The organism is Flavobacterium sp. AC105, from assembly GCF_979258495.1.
Genome location: NZ_OZ409860.1, coordinates 1713419 through 1729131 on the forward strand (window position 1 = coordinate 1713419; position 15713 = coordinate 1729131).

Annotated in this window: 13 protein-coding genes and 1 pseudogene; 10 read left to right on the top strand and 4 right to left on the bottom strand. The window is 35.2% G+C overall.

What is annotated here, in order from left to right; genetic code table 11:
* Window positions 1-362 precede the first annotated feature (362 nt).
* The 4 genes and pseudogenes from ACZ0AH_RS07685 to nrfH form a co-directional block, all read right to left on the bottom strand.
* The gene (locus tag ACZ0AH_RS07685; RefSeq protein WP_463475227.1) at window positions 363-1166 is read right to left on the bottom strand and encodes a cytochrome c biogenesis protein; all 804 of its coding nucleotides are present in this window, start codon (window positions 1164-1166) and stop codon (window positions 363-365) included.
* A gap of 57 nt (window positions 1167-1223) precedes the next feature.
* Complete coding sequence (locus ACZ0AH_RS07690) at window positions 1224-2468, bottom strand: cytochrome c biogenesis ResB family protein (RefSeq protein ID WP_463475228.1); 1245 nt, start codon at window positions 2466-2468, stop codon at window positions 1224-1226.
* 84 nt (window positions 2469-2552) lie between these two features.
* A pseudogene (gene nrfA, locus ACZ0AH_RS07695) lies at window positions 2553-4044 on the bottom strand (ammonia-forming cytochrome c nitrite reductase).
* Between the two features lie 53 nt (window positions 4045-4097).
* The gene (nrfH, locus tag ACZ0AH_RS07700; protein WP_463475229.1) at window positions 4098-4718 is read right to left on the bottom strand and encodes a cytochrome c nitrite reductase small subunit; all 621 of its coding nucleotides are present in this window, start codon (window positions 4716-4718) and stop codon (window positions 4098-4100) included.
* Between the two features lie 466 nt (window positions 4719-5184).
* Between nrfH and ACZ0AH_RS07705 the strand changes: the two genes are divergently transcribed.
* The 10 genes from ACZ0AH_RS07705 (at window position 5185) to ACZ0AH_RS07750 (ending at window position 15710) form a co-directional block, all read left to right on the top strand.
* On the top strand, window positions 5185-6660 hold the full coding sequence (locus ACZ0AH_RS07705; protein WP_463475230.1) for an MFS transporter: 1476 nt from the start codon (window positions 5185-5187) through the stop codon (window positions 6658-6660).
* Between the two features lie 17 nt (window positions 6661-6677).
* Window positions 6678-8270: a magnesium transporter MgtE N-terminal domain-containing protein gene (locus tag ACZ0AH_RS07710; protein WP_463475231.1), complete on the top strand. Its 1593-nt coding sequence runs from the start codon at window positions 6678-6680 to the stop codon at window positions 8268-8270.
* Window positions 8271-8295: 25 nt separating this feature from the next.
* Window positions 8296-9348, top strand: coding sequence for an MFS transporter (locus tag ACZ0AH_RS07715; protein ID WP_463475232.1), 1053 nt, complete (start codon window positions 8296-8298; stop codon window positions 9346-9348).
* Window positions 9349-9490: 142 nt separating this feature from the next.
* Window positions 9491-11707 carry a molybdopterin oxidoreductase family protein gene (locus ACZ0AH_RS07720; protein ID WP_463475233.1) on the top strand — a complete coding sequence of 739 codons (2217 nt, stop codon included), beginning with the start codon at window positions 9491-9493 and terminating at the stop codon, window positions 11705-11707.
* 19 nt (window positions 11708-11726) lie between these two features.
* Complete coding sequence (locus tag ACZ0AH_RS07725) at window positions 11727-12296, top strand: 4Fe-4S dicluster domain-containing protein (RefSeq protein WP_115846498.1); 570 nt, start codon at window positions 11727-11729, stop codon at window positions 12294-12296.
* A gap of 11 nt (window positions 12297-12307) precedes the next feature.
* The gene (locus tag ACZ0AH_RS07730; protein ID WP_463475234.1) at window positions 12308-12820 is read left to right on the top strand and encodes a QcrA and Rieske domain-containing protein; all 513 of its coding nucleotides are present in this window, start codon (window positions 12308-12310) and stop codon (window positions 12818-12820) included.
* Window positions 12821-12841: 21 nt separating this feature from the next.
* Window positions 12842-13090 carry a DUF6755 family protein gene (locus tag ACZ0AH_RS07735; RefSeq protein WP_463475235.1) on the top strand — a complete coding sequence of 83 codons (249 nt, stop codon included), beginning with the start codon at window positions 12842-12844 and terminating at the stop codon, window positions 13088-13090.
* A 179-nt stretch (window positions 13091-13269) separates the two neighbouring features.
* Window positions 13270-14442 (top strand): molybdopterin molybdotransferase MoeA, encoded by a 1173-nt coding sequence (locus ACZ0AH_RS07740; protein WP_463475236.1) that lies wholly within the window; start codon window positions 13270-13272, stop codon window positions 14440-14442.
* 103 nt (window positions 14443-14545) lie between these two features.
* Window positions 14546-14953, top strand: a complete 408-nt coding sequence (locus ACZ0AH_RS07745; RefSeq protein ID WP_463475237.1) for a hypothetical protein — start codon at window positions 14546-14548, stop codon at window positions 14951-14953.
* A gap of 10 nt (window positions 14954-14963) precedes the next feature.
* Complete coding sequence (locus ACZ0AH_RS07750) at window positions 14964-15710, top strand: sulfite exporter TauE/SafE family protein (RefSeq protein ID WP_463475238.1); 747 nt, start codon at window positions 14964-14966, stop codon at window positions 15708-15710.
* The last annotated feature ends 3 nt before the right edge of the window (window positions 15711-15713 follow it).

Consider the following 15713-nt stretch of genomic DNA (forward strand, 5'->3'; position numbering starts at 1 on the left):
ATTTTGAGTTTTTCAGATCATTAATTTATGTATTTAAAATATTGATATACAGATAATTGTTTTGTTTTTGAGTAATAAATCAAATGTTAAAAATATTTTTAAATGAAGGGATAAAATGTAGTATTTTATACTTGTTTTCATTGGTTTCAACTACTTGTTAATTATAAAATAAGGATAAAAACGTCTAGTAAACACCAATTTAGCATTTAAATGAAGTTTTTATGGATAGAAAAAAATCGATTTTAAATTTGATTTGAAGAAATTAACACGCGAAAAGAAGACGATTTTTTTTTTAATCAGAAACAAAAAAAAGGAACTGCATCCTTATCATGAAGTTCCTTTTAAATTTAATTTAAATTAATTTACGTATTCGAATAAGTATGAACACTTTGTGCTGCAGAAGGCATATAATTGACACCAAACCAACAAAGTAATAATATTATAAATGCCAATGCTAGAGTTATTAAAACCGGCTTAATGCTATCCGGATAACGGTAACGCATGTGTATGTAAATTAAATATCCTAACCAGGTAAGCATCGCCCAGGTTTCTTTAGGATCCCAGGTCCAGTAATGTCCCCAGGCTTCTTTTGCCCATAAAGCACCAAATAATAAACCTAGCGAAAGAAAACCAAAACCAACATATACTAAATTATTTGCCAGTTCTAAAACTGTATCTCTATAAGTTCCTGTGTAATATTTATATAATCCGTAACATGCTACAATCGATGAGACGGCAAGCAAAGCATACGAAAATATGTAAACCAGAACATGAGGTACAAACCAGATACTTTGCAAAGCAGGCATTAATGCTTTGTTATAAGTATCAGGATTAAAATAATTGATGATTAAAAATACGCCTGCCATGACTAAACTATAGTTCAATAGCCATTTGTATTTCCATCTTGCATAGGTTATTATACCAATAACGGGTAAAAATACCGCATACCAAAGTCTGGTTTCACCAAGAGTCCGCATAGGAGGCCGACCTAAATGCTGCCATAAATTATAAGTAAATACAATCATGGATAAAGCTCCAAATGTGGCAAATAGGAGTGCAGGATATGTTTTTTCACGAGTACCTTTCAGCAATTGAAAAAACATACAGATTGCCCAGGACATAATGGCTGCAATAGCGTAATTAGGAAAATAGATCCAATAATTCATTTCAAAAAACTTTTATTTTTTATGATTTCAATATTCTTTTTATTCCGAAAAATGGTTTTAAACGACAGTTCCTTTTCCTTTAAAAATCAGGTAAAAAGAACCCATTATCATCATGAAAATTCCGCAGTAAACAACAGGAAGCCAAGGATCACGAACCAATTCTATGACGCTTAATTTAGACCATTTTCCAAACTTTTCATCATAACTTAATTGATATACTTTCCATCCGTTTACCTGATAGGGTTTATTGACCTCTATGACTGTTTTGTCGTTTTTACCATCTTTAACAAAAACATTTACATGCGAACTGTATTTCTTTGCTTCTGGCTGTAACATTACAATTGCTTCCTTTTTATTTAATTGTAAATACGAATATTCAGTTGCAAAACTTCCACAGCTAATCCATGCAGTTGTATCTATTGTTGCCGATTTTACTTCGACCAAGGCAGCAGGTGCAGCGCCTTCTTCATTTACCTGAAAATACCCATTACCTGTAAATTTGCTGTTTTCGAGATAATGAATGATTTTAATTTTATACCCTTTATAATCATAACTATCGCCTTTACTAATCATTCTTAATGCATTTACGCCTTTGGTTTCAATGCTGTTATTTGTGATATCGGCAAAGGCAAGTTTCGGGGCAAAAGTTTCCATATCAAAGCTTGTCAACTCAAAAGCAATTGGCATTTGTATACTAGTTCCTTTTTCATTTTCAGCACCCCAAACCAATTGATTTTCGTATAAATTCATTGTATAACGCTGCAAATCACCGCTGCCTAAAATTCCCGCAGTCATCGCAATAAAAAGTCCAAGATGATTGAGAATAAATCCCCAGTTTTTCCATTGCCATGGAAACATTCTATTGAGTGTTGCAAGACCAAGCGTAATCAGAAAATACAATTGTGCGATAATAAACGGCCAACTCGACAATACAAACGAAAACCCGAATAAATCCGGTTTTATGCCTTCAACAAAATTTTGCTGGGGCAGTGTTCCCATAATAACAGCCTGTATCAAAACCAAAACAATGGCACTAACTGACGCCGGTACAGATCTCAGCCATTTTACCCACGGATCCGTTCTGCTGGTAAAATGCAATAAAAGCAACATGACAATAAATACTGCCCCAATAGTATAATTTGCAGGAGCGCTAATCGCTTTAATACTTGTTCGTGTAACTATTTGCAATAAATAACCAGTTAGTAATAATCCTAAAGCAATTATAAAGGATTCTTTATAATCCCACGGATATTGCCAAAGTTTCCTTTTCGTTTTATCTTTCTCTAAATTTACGACTCTCATTCTGACTAGTTTAAAACGTATAACTTAAAAGAGGGTTTCATAAAGTTATTCAAAACCTGTAAGAACCCTCTCGAAAGTCATTTGTTATTGTTGAGCTGAATACAGCAATCCTTTTTTCTTGGCTTCTTCTAACCATTTTGGTAAAACCGTTTTTTTGAATTCGGCTTTATTGGCTTTTTCTTTGTCCATATCCAGACCAATGAATTTTTGCGCTTTTTCTTTGGTCGAAATATCAGGATACTGCATAGGAGCAGTTTGTCCTAATGAAGCCAATACTTTGCTCAGACCAATTCTGGCTTCGGCAGCTTTGTTTAAACCATTGGTGATAACTCTTGCAGTTTCCAGCGGAGCATGAAAAGATCCTCCATGAGATGCCGCAGTAAAATCCCAGCGCCATTGCGACTGGCGAATTAATTGCAGGATATTTTTCATTTGAGCTTCTGTTGCTCCTTTTTCCCAGGCTAATTTTGCTTCTAAATGCGCTTTCACCAATTGATCTTCCAGCTCAATGCGAATCTGATGAATCTTCTGCTGACGTTCATTTACATTCGCAACCAGCGTTTTTTCTTCTTCACGATGGCAAACCTGACATGAATTTGCTACGTTATTAAGCGGAGATTGTATTTTATGGTCGGTAAATTTTTGTCCGCCTTCACTTTTATACGGCATATGGCAATCGGCACACGAAACACCTCTTTGTCCGTGAATTCCCATTTGGTGAATTTCATAATCCGGATGTTGTGCCTTTAAAATTGGTGCTTTACTCAATGCATGCGTAAAATCAGAAAAGGCAATAGCATCATAATATTTCTCCATATCTTCAACGGTCATTCCATTTTTCCATGGAAATTTTACTTTCGCTGCGCCTTCAACAGATTTCTTATCAAAATAATATTCCACGTGACATTGCGCGCAAACTAATGATCTCATTTCGTTGTGAGTAGCTTTGGTAATATCTTTCCCTTGTTCTTTAAAAGCTTCAATTAAAGCCGGACGTGTAATTTTGAGGTTCATAGTTTTAGAATCGTGGCAATCTGCACATCCAATTGGGTTTACAATATCTGATCCTAAAGCCGCCCAGGTTTGTTTGTAAAATTCATCTATACCCAATTTGTCCATCATACGGGGCACATCCGGAGATTTACAAACCCAGCAGCTCGAAGGCTGAGGTCCGTCTTGTGGGCCTTTTGGAGATCCGGTTCTTAACGTATTCTGAATATCTTCGATAGCATAAAAATGTCCGTCGACCCTGATTATAATCTTTAGAAAAAGCATAACCGGCCCAAAGTATCACCATTCTGGGATCTTCATGAAGCATATCCCTCATTTTTCCACCGCCATACATACTCGAAAAAGTAGTATCGGCAGTTTGATAATACGTTTGAAATTCTCGGGGATAATTTGCGCCCCAAACTTCATTTTTTGATTCAAATTCGCCAACAGGAGCCAGGACTCTATTTACAAATAAAGCTTCTGTACGACGCTCCATTACACTATTGACCAATAAGCCCAGCATAAATACAACTAGCATTGTAATACCAAACATGAACCATCCTAACCAGGGTTTGCGTTTTATAATTTCTTTTAGTGGTGCCATAATATCTGTATTTAAAAAATTTGGTTTGAGTTTTATTTTGTTTTAATCGATTTCTTTGCTTTTGCAATCTCAATACTATCCGTTTGTTTTTTTAGCCATTCCGGAACAGGGGATTCTAATAGCGGAACTCTCGCATTTGGTACTGATGATAAACTGTTTACCCTGCCATGCGGAACTTCGCGATGACAATCCCAGCATAATTTGCCTTCACCATGTTTTTTGCTTTCAAGCGTAATTCCGGTTGTATTCACATTTGCATTTAGATCTCCGTGACAGCGCTGACAGTTTTTCTGAACTACATCTGTTCCGGCTTCTTTAATATGAATGACTTGTGGTTCAGCCCGCCATGTAAAAACAGTTGCATGATAAATACCATCTTTCGCCTTAAAAAAGTATTTGTTAAAAGGATTATTATGAGGCACATGACAATCATTGCAATTTGTAACCCTTGCGTGCGAGCTATTTTGCCAGGTTGCATAAAACGGAGTCATGACGTGACAGTTTACGCAGGTTTTAGGTTCATCAGAGAGATAGGAAACCGCATTTGATACATATAATAAATAAGCAAATAATCCCATCCCAATTCCTATTGCTACAATAACAAAGGGTACCCATTTTCGCGGCGGCAATAAGTAATTTAGAATCTTTATCATAACGATATCCTTTAATTGTTACTTCAAATTTATAGAGCAAATTCTTAGTTTTTTATGATAATTATCATTGACGATTTTTAATTCCAAAAGTTATAAATACATTTTTTCTTATATAATTTTATATATATGTAAGATTATTAAGTAATTATACTTTATTTGAAATAGTTTTTATTACTTTTATGTAAAATATTTATTGTTAAATTTATTTAATAACAAATATTTTACTTTATACTTCTTTATCTGCCTCTCACATTCAAAAGAACTCAGTCAGCCATAAGTTTTTAATATTTTTCTCATCATTGAAATTAGATTTGAGTGAAATCAAAAATCAAAAAGGCAATATTTCCTATTATGACAATTATCAGTTTTTGTAAGAATATAATTATTCAATTTTGTAATTAATCGAGGAAGTCACTTTCTATTAGAAAAAACTAATGTCTAAAAAGTGACGTAAAAAAGGATAAGTATGAGTAGTCTGTCACAATCTCACAAAATTTTATTTTTAAACACATTGGCCTTTACCATTTGTTTTGCGTGCTGGACATTAAATGGTGTTTTGGTTACCTATTTAGTAGATAAGGGAATATTCAACTGGACAGTTGTCGAGACAGGCTGGTTATTAGGAATTCCTATTTTATCAGGTTCCATATTCAGACTTCCTATAGGAATATTAACAGATAAATATGGCGGTAAAATCGTTTTTTCAATATTATTATTACTGTGTTCCGTTCCTCTTTTTCTTCTTCCGTTTGCGGACTCATTTTGGAGTTTTGCCGTCTTAAGTTTTCTTTTTGGATTAGTAGGAACCAGTTTCGCTGTCGGAATTGGTTATACTTCTGTCTGGTACCCACAAAATTGGCAGGGAAGGGCTTTAGGAATTTTCGGAATGGGAAATGCCGGTGCTGCGATAACTACTTTTATTGCACCTACATTATTAAATCATTTATCAGAAAAAGATCCCGTTAACGGCTGGAAAATGTTGCCTGTTATTTATGCTGTTGTTTTAGTTGTTATCGGGATACTTTTTATTGTTTTTGCTAAAAATAAAACCAATCCCGGAGTTTCAAAAACAATGAAAGAATTGATGTCTCCGCTTAAAAACATTCGAGTTTGGCGTTTTGGCGCGTACTATTTTTTAGTATTTGGTTTTTTTGTGGCGTATTCACAATGGCTTCTTCCCAATTTCATGAATGTATATCATACTTCACTCGTAATGGGCGGAATGTTTGCAACGATGTTCAGTTTGCCTTCCGGAATAATCAGGGCTTTTGGAGGTTACTTATCAGATAAATTCGGAGCCAGAAAAGTAATGTATTGGGTTTTAGGTTCATCAATCGTTATTAGTTTTTTATTGATGTTTCCAAAAATGGAAATTTTTACCGCTGGTCCTGGAGTTTTGGCCACTAATAATGGGGTTGTCACCGAAGTTTCTGCAGCTGCCATAACCATAAACGGAAAAGAACATAAAATTACTCAAAAAGAAGTTTCAGAAAATCATGAAACAGCCATTTTTCCTGTAAAAAACTCCTGGCAGGAAATTGTTGTAAAACAAAATCAGGAAGTTAAAAAGAAGGAATTATTAGCGCAGGGAATTACGCAAATCAAGTTTAGCGCCAACCTTTGGGTGTATGTAATTCTGGTAATCCTTATAGGAATTTCATGGGGAATTGGAAAAGCCGCGGTTTATAAACACATTCCGGAATATTTTCCCAATGAAGTTGGAGTTGTGGGCGGAATGGTTGGTTTAATAGGCGGTTTAGGCGGATTTGTCGGGCCCATTATCTTTGGTTATCTCCTTAATTATACCGGACTCTGGACGAGTTCCTGGATCTTCATTTTTGCAGTATCTGTACTTTGTTTGTTATGGATGCACCGAACAATCATAAATGTAATGCGAACCAAATCACCAAATTTTACCAGACACATAGAAGACAATCATTAAAAATTAAATAAATACATATGAAAACTTGGTTAGACAAATGGGAACCCGAAGATGAAGAATTTTGGAATTCTGCCGGAAGTAAAATTGCATGGAGAACTTTAACAATAACAACAATTACATTATTGCTGTCATTTGCCTCTTGGTTTATGATGAGCGTTATAGCGGTTAAATTGCCCGGATTGGGATTTAATTTTTCTAAAGATCAGCTTTTTTGGTTAACCGCAATTCCGGGATTGGCAGCAGGATTTTTAAGAATAATTCACACTTTTATATTACCCATTTTTGGTACAAGACACGTTGTATCTTTTGCCACGCTTATAAAATTAATTCCCGTAATCGGAATTGGTTTTGCAGTAATGGATGTAAATACACCATTTTGGGTCTTTGCAGTTTTAGCCTTTACAACCGGTTTTGGCGGCGGGGATTTCTCCTCTTACATGCCAAGTACAAGTTTGTTTTTCCCGAAAAGGTTAAAAGGAACTGCTCTTGGAATTCAGGCCGGAATAGGAAATTTTGGTGTTTCGGTAGCACAATTTGTTACACCGCTTATTATTAGTGTCGGAATTTATGGTGCAGCATCCGTATTTACAAGCATAAATCCCAAAGAAACAATAACAGTTTTTCAGAATTCAACTATCGAAAAACAAAAAGAAGTTTTTGCTGCTTTAGATGCCGAAGTACAAACCAAAATATTATCAAACGTAAAGAAAAATGTAATTGATTCCGTAAGTGCGTCGATTCATTCAAATGATAAAGTGCTTCTTTTTACTTCGTTACCCCTAAAAGCGAAAGCAAAAGCCATTGCAAATGCAAATCCAAAACTCGCAGAAAAAATATTAAACAATATAAAACCGGATAATACAGCAGTTAAAAATACCGAAATCTACTTGCAGTCAGCAGCATTTTGGTTTGTTCCTTTCCTGTTATTATTATCAGTTATAAGCTGGTTCTATTTAAGAAGTATTCCTATGAAAGCTTCTATAAAAGAACAAATGGACATCTTCTCTAATAAACATACCTGGTATTGCACCATAACCTATATCATGACTTTTGGAACATTTGCAGGTTTATCAGCCGCTTTTCCTTTAATGATTAAATTTTTATACGGAGATTTTCATAATGCGCCCGATCCTTTAGTTTATGCTTTTTACGGACCGTTAATTGGCTCAGCCAGTAGAATTATTTTTGGATTTGTAGCCGACAAAGTTGGTGGGGCAATCCTTACTACAATTACAGGTTTAGGAATTTTGGCCGGATCAATTATTCTGGTAACCGAAGGATTAGTAGCACCAACAAGCATGGATCAGTTTCCGCTGTTTGTAGCCGTTATTCTGGGAATGTTCTTCTTTACAGGAATCGGAAACGCAGGAACCTTTAGACAATACCCAATTATTTTTGCCGAAAATCAACGACAGGCAGCCGGAGTTATTGGCTGGACAGCAGCAATTGCAGCTTTTGGACCTTTTATCTTTTCTAAATTAATTGGAAATAATTTATCTGCGAATGGCACCGTAGATCAGTTTTTTATAGGCGTTGCTGTTTTTGCAGTCTTGGCTACAGCCATCAATTGGTGGTTTTATAATCGTAAAGGTTGTGAGAAACCAAGTTAAGAGCAGTCATTAAATTTAATTAAAGATGAAAAATAAAACCTTTAATACCAAAGCTTTACTTGTAGCAACCCTGGTTTCTGCATTAACGATAGTATTAGTTTTTTACGGATCTAGGCAGCTGCAAAATTTTGATGCAGCGCTTGTTACTTATTTATTCGGAACCATATTTGCGTTCTTCGGAATCGTGTATCGATACTCAGTTTGGCTGCAAAGACCGCCCACATGGATGTATTTCAAACGTAGTATTACCTTTCTGTTTACCGGAAAAATCGTTTCGCATATATGGTTTATGGGAAAAGAATCAGTAGAAAACATTGTAGTTCAAAAGTTCATTTATCCAAGAAGCAAATACCGTTGGGCTGCCCATTTTTGTATTGCCTTAGGATGTTTATCCGCATTTGCCATAACAATTCCGCTTACGTTTGGATGGATACATTTTACACTCGCTCCGGATTCTATTTCAATTTACGAAGCCCATTTTTTTGGTTTCAAAATGATGGATTTTAAAATAAACTCATTTTTGGCTTTTTTAATATTTCATGCCCTAAACTGGTCTTCGTGGTTGGTAATTTTCGGATCCGTTTATTATTTAAGAAGACGATTAACAAATCCGGGATTAATAGCAACGCAATCTTTTGAAGGAGATTTGTTGCCGCTTATTTTATTGATAGCAATCTCAGTAACAGGATTATGTCTGACCTATTCCTATCAGTTTATGAAAGGATTTGCCTATGATTTCCTTGCTGTAATTCATGCCGTAACCGTAATCATGTTTTTGATTTGGATTCCGTTTGGAAAATTCTTCCATATCATTCAGCGTCCGGCACAAATTGGAGCACATATTTACAAAAAAGAAGGAATGAAAAAAGGAATGGCAGTTTGTCCGCATACAGGAGAAGAATTTGCAACAAAACTTCATATCAACGATTTAAAAATTGTAACCAAACAATTAGGTTTTAATTTCACACATAAAGACGGAACCTCACATCTGGATTTAAGCCCCGAAGGCAAAAGATCACGTTTGGCTCTGGCACATTTAAAAGCAAGATTAGCAAATGGCGGAAAGCTGTTTGGATAAGGAATAAGAGTTTAAAGTTTCATGTTTCATGTTTCAAGTTATTATAGTTTGTCTATAAACTAAAGTTTACACGCGAAGTAAAAACCTGAAACTTGAAACAAAAAAAACTTGAAACAAAAGAAAAGAAAAACAAAAAGAAAAAATGGCAAAATTACCCGTATCAACCGAAAAGATTATAGAAGATTTTGGTCCGCATTTAAATTATGCGCCAAAAGATGGTTACGAAGGTAGAGATGAACCAGATGAAGTCGTAAAAACACATTGTTGTTTTTGCGGCATGCAATGTGGAATTCAGTTATTAGTAAAAGAAAATAAAGTAGTAGGTTTTGAACCCTGGATGGAATTTCCTTTTAATGAAGGACGCCTTTGTCCAAAAGGAGTTCAGCGCTATTTACAAAATAATCATCCGGATAGAATTTTAAATCCTTTAAAAAGAGTAGAAGGTAAAGGTTTCGAAAAAACAACCTGGGACGAAGCAATGGATAAAACTGTTTCTGAAATAAAAAGAATTCAGGAAAAATACGGCAAACATGCTTTTTCTATGTTATCAGGAGTTTCACTTACGAACGAAAAAAGTTATTTAGTGGGAAAATTTGCCCGTGTGGCATTAAAAACCAGAAATCTTGATTACAACGGAAGACTTTGCATGGTAAGCGCCGGAGCAGGAAATAAAAAAGCTTTTGGTTTAGATCGTGCCTCAAACAATTATTCGGATTTAGAATATGCTGAGGTAATTATTGTTGCCGGAGCTAATATTAGTGAAACTTTTCCAACACTAACACATTGGATTTGGAAAGCCAGAGATCGCGGTGCAAAATTAATTGTGATAGATCCAAGAATGATTCCGTTGGCCAGAACCGCAGATGTTCATTTAGATGTAAAACCCGGAACAGATTCTGCATTATATGGCGCAATGCTAAAATATTTAGTCGATCATGATATGCTCGATCACGATTTTATAGACAATTATACATCTGGTTTTCAGGAGACAATTGATGCCGTAAAAGACTATACTTTAGAATGGGCAGAAGAAGTGACCGGAATTGAAAAAAATAAAATCAAAGAAGCTGCAGAATTATGGGGCAAAGCCAAAACAAGCTTTTTGCTTCACGCACGCGGAATCGAACATCACTCAAAAGGTGTTGATAATGTAGTAGGCTGTATCAATCTTGTTCTGGCAACCGGAAGAATTGGACGACCATATTGCGGATACGGAACCATAACCGGACAAGGAAACGGTCAGGGTGGAAGAGAACACGGACATAAATGTGACCAGTTACCGGGAAATAGAGATATTGAAAATCCGGAACACCGCAAATATATTTCGGGAGTTTGGGGAATTGATGAAAAGGATTTACCCGGAAAAGGACTGACGGCTTATGAAATTATTGAAGCCATTCATAGAGGAGAAATAAAAGGATTACTTTCGATTTGTTTTAATCCCTTGGTTTCGTTACCGAATAGTAATTACGTAAGATCAGCACTTGAAAAATTAGAGTTTTATGTCTGTATCGATTTCTTTATGAATGAAACTGCCCGTCATGCGGATATTATTCTGGCGGGTTCTTTACAGGAAGAAGAAGAAGGAACAACAACATCTGCAGAAGGACGCGTTATCCGGATTCGTCAGGCTGTAACGCCTCCCGGAGATGCCAGAACAGATACTTCAATAATACTAGAAATTGCAAAAAGATTAGGCGAAGAAGATAAATTCACCTATGAAAACAGTGAAGCGATTTTTAATGAACTTCGCATCGCTTCTAAAGGCGGAACTGCCGATTATTTTGGAATATCCTATAAAAAAGTAGAAGATAATATGGGCGTTTTTTGGCCTTGTCCAACAGACGATCATCCGGGAACTCCAAGATTATGGGAAGACAAAGTATTTGCAACTCCAGACAAGAAAGCGCATTTTAATCCGGCTCCGTATAAACTTCCTGGTGAAGTTACAGATGATAAATATCCAATAACATTAACAACAGGACGTGTGGTTTCTCAATATTTAAGCGGAACCCAAACCAGACGAATTGGTAAACTGGTCGATCAGTTTCCTGAACCATTATTAGAAATTCATCCTGAACTTGCCGCTAAATATAATATCAAACAACGCGAATTAGTTAGGGTTGTAACCCGAAGAGGAGAAGGCGTTTTTCCGGCGAATATTGTTGAGACGATCCGGAAAGACACCGTATTTATTCCGTACCATTGGCCCGGAGCCAAATCCGTAAATCTGTTAACGCCCGGAACATTAGATCCAATTTCAAAAATACCTGAATTTAAAGTTTGCGCCTGTTTATTAGATCCGTTAGGAGAAATTGCACCGCCATCTAAGGAATCAGATGCATATGCAAGTGTTTAATCTATAAAAAAATGACAATATGAACTTGACTAATTTTAATAGAAATGAAGAGTTTTTTGTAGATCTGCAACGCTGTATTGGCTGTAAAGCCTGTGAAATGGCTTGTGCAGAATGCGAAACCAACGGGCAGGAATCGCTGATTAGCGTAAATTATGTGGAACGTTCATCGACAATTCAAACCACTGTGCAGGTTTGTATGCATTGCGAAGATCCGGTTTGTGCTAATGTTTGCCCTGCCGATGCAATTTCGCAAGACGAATTTGGCGTGGTTCATACCGCAAATACCGAAAGATGTATTGGCTGCTCAAACTGTGTAATGGCGTGCCCGTTTGGGGTTCCTAAAAAAATGGAAGAATATGATTTGATGATGAAATGCACCATGTGTTATGACAGAACCAGCGTTGGTAAAAAGCCAATGTGCGCAACAGTTTGTCCCAGCGGAGCTTTATTTTATGGCACAAGAGAACAAATTGAAGAAATGAGACCAAACAGTTCACCAATTAATACTTTTATTTTCGGACAGGAAACCGTAAAAACGAAAGTAAATATTATGATGCCAAAAGGCAGTAATGAATTAAGAATATATTAAATCCGGAATCGATGTCAAAAGAAGATAATTTAAATCAAAACTGGAAAAAAGATTTCCCGATAAAAAAACAAGAATCAACACAAGTCAGCCGACGTGATTTTGCTAAATTCCTGACTTTTGTTTCGGGAGGATTAATGGTCGGGAGTGGCTTTGTTGCTGCAAAAGCTTATTTATTGCCAAAAGAAGGTGTTCAGGGCGAGCATTTTATTTGTAATAAAGAAGAAATTCCGGTAGGAGGAACAAGAGGTTTTGTAATTGAAGGAAGCAAAATCCCGTATATTTTAATACATCTCGAAAGTGGGGATTTCAGGGCATACGAACAAAAATGCACCCATTTATCCTGTTCTGTTTTTTATAAACCCGGAACCGGAATTATCCATTGTCCGTGTCACGAAGGATCATTTGATGCCATGACCGGAGACGTAATTGCCGGGCCGCCGCCAAGAGCATTGCCCCAGTTAGAAGTGTTTTTTAAAGATGATGCCGTTTTTGTAAAAGCGATAATTCCGGAAAAAGAAAGTTAGAATAATTTTAAATCAATTGCTATGAGTACTTTTAGAAGAAGCCAGAACCGGGCAAATCCCAATAAGCTGAATAACATACTTTCGACACTTATTTTTATCTTAATATTAAACGTCAGTATTCAAATTTGGCTGTTATATGCTTCCTTAAATAATGCACTGGATAATAACAAAGAAATATTATTGCCCGCTTTTATTGCATCTGCTATTTTGTTTTTTATTGGTTTTTCGTGGCTATATTATTTGCCTCAGGGAAATTTCAGAAAGAAATAATTTGAGATTTCTCAATTTAAATATCCTGTAAAAGCTATTTGATTATTTTTTCTGAAAGAATTAAAAGAATTAAGCTTAAATTTATAATCTTTTAAAATTTTAGATTACCAATGATTTAAACTACGTAAAAATACTTATATTTGTAATAAGTATTTTTTGCGGCATATAAAATAGCAAACATGATCCAGGTTGAACAAGCATTATCAATTATTGCAGAGAATAGCACAAAAATGCCAATTCAAAAAATAGCCATTAGTAAGGCACTAGGCTGCGTTTTGGCAGAAACGGTTTATTCCCCAATCAACATGCCGCCTTTTCGCCAATCGGCCATGGATGGTTATGCTTTTATTCACAGCGAAAAACATCAATATGATGTAATAAGCATTTCACAAGCCGGAGATCATTCTGATATAAAACTGAAAGAGAATGAAGCAGTTCGCATTTTTACAGGTGCTTTTGTACCAAATGATGCTGATACTGTGGTGATGCAGGAACATGTAATGGCAAATGAAAAATCGATTCTTATTACCAGAATGCCGGAACAGTTTACAAATGTTAGGGCAAAAGGCCAGCAAATTCAAAAAGAAGAAATAGTTTTTGAAGCAAATACTCTAATTACACCAGCGGCAATTGGATTTTTGGCCTGTTTGGGAATTACAGAAATTGAAGTATATAAAAAGCCAAAAGTTGCCATTTTAGTTACGGGAAATGAATTAGTAAAACCAGGCAGGAAATTACCAAAAGGAAAAATTTACGAAAGTAATTCGGTAATGTTGCAGGCAGCGCTTCAAACCCTCGGAATTAAAAAAACGAAGGTTTTCAAAGTAAAAGACAATCTTAAAGCAACCAAAAAAGCGTTAAAAGAAATTCTAAAGAAACATGATATCGTTTTAATTTCGGGTGGAATTTCTGTTGGAGATTATGATTTTGTAAAAGAAGCGCTGCTGGCTAATGGAGTTGAAGAATTATTTTATAAAATCAATCAAAAACCAGGTAAACCAATGTTCTTTGGATCAAAAAATGAAACTCTGGTTTTTGCTTTGCCGGGAAATCCAGCATCATCATTAGCTAATTTTTATATTTACGTTTATCCTGCGATCAAGAACAAAATGGGATTTGCAGATACACATTTGCCAAAAATAGTCCGAAAATTAAATTCAGTATTTACCAATACAACCGGAAAAACACTATTTTTAAAAGCATTATATGACGAAACAAATGTTACGATTTTAGAAGGACAAAGCTCAGCAATGCTAAATACTTTTGCCATAGCAAATAGTTTATTAATTGTTCCGAATGATAAAGAGACTTTAAAAAAAGGAGAACAAGTAACGTTGTTGCCAATAAATTAGAATTAGATAATTTGAAAATTAGATAATTAGATAATTGAAAAATAAATACTGAAATGCAGTATGTAAATTTAAACACACAGCATAACATGAAACCAAATAAAAAATGAATTATAAAACAGGAAAAGCAAAATCACTGGAGGATATTACTTTAGATGATGTGTTAAGAAATCCAATTTGGGAATGGGCAATAGATGAAGAAGATAATGAAGAACAAGATGAAACATGGCAAAGACCAATTATTGATACTGATAACGTGACAAGAGAAATGTTTAATCCAACAATTACTCTTAAAATAAAAGGTTCTGAAATCTATGGAAGTGCAGAATATGATGTAGAGTCGGATAGCCTTAACGCAATTTCAATTTGGAAAGATAATCAATGGATAGTTTTAAGTGAATTGGAAAATAAAGAGCCTATAGTTTTTATTTCAATTCCCAAAATAGATGGAAATGAAAATGTGGAGTTTTTATGTACTGACTTTTTAAATGAAATAGGAATAAGAATCGAATAATAAACTAGAAATGAATTTACTTACCTCCGAAAACATCTTATTATTCAGCTTTGCTTTAATCGTAATTGCTTTTTTATATTCAAGTGTTGGGCACGGTGGGGCATCGGGATATTTAGCTTTGATGACGATTTTTGCTTTTCCGGTTGCGATTATGAAACCGTCGGCTTTGTTGTTGAATTTATTTGTTTCGAGTATTTCGTTTTTGTTTTATTACAGACAGAATTATTTTAAACCAAAGTTGTTTTATCCGTTTGCAATTGCATCGGTTCCTGCGGCTTTTATTGGTGGATTTATAACTTTAGATAATGCGATTTATAAAATTATTTTAGGCGCTGTATTGGTTTTTGCAGCGTTAAGATTGTTTGGAATATTTAATTTTAAAGAAAAAGAAGCAGTTCAGATAAAGTTGCCTTTTGCATTAGCGATCGGTTTTATCATCGGATTATTGTCTGGAATGTTAGGTATTGGCGGCGGAATTATTCTAAGTCCTATTTTATTATTTTTAGGATGGGCATCAATAAAAGAATCGGCTGCAATATCAAGTTTATTTATTTTTGTGAATTCATTTGCAGGAATGCTGGGTTTCTTTTTGGGAGGAAAAACAATCCCGGCAGAAAGTTTTTATTTGGTTCCGATTGCCGTTGTAGGCGGCGTTTTAGGCGGATTTTACGGAAGCGGTTATTTTTCGAATAAAACATTAAAAATGGTTTTGGGAGCTGTAATTTTAATGGCAAGTATAAAATTGATTTTTCCGTAAATT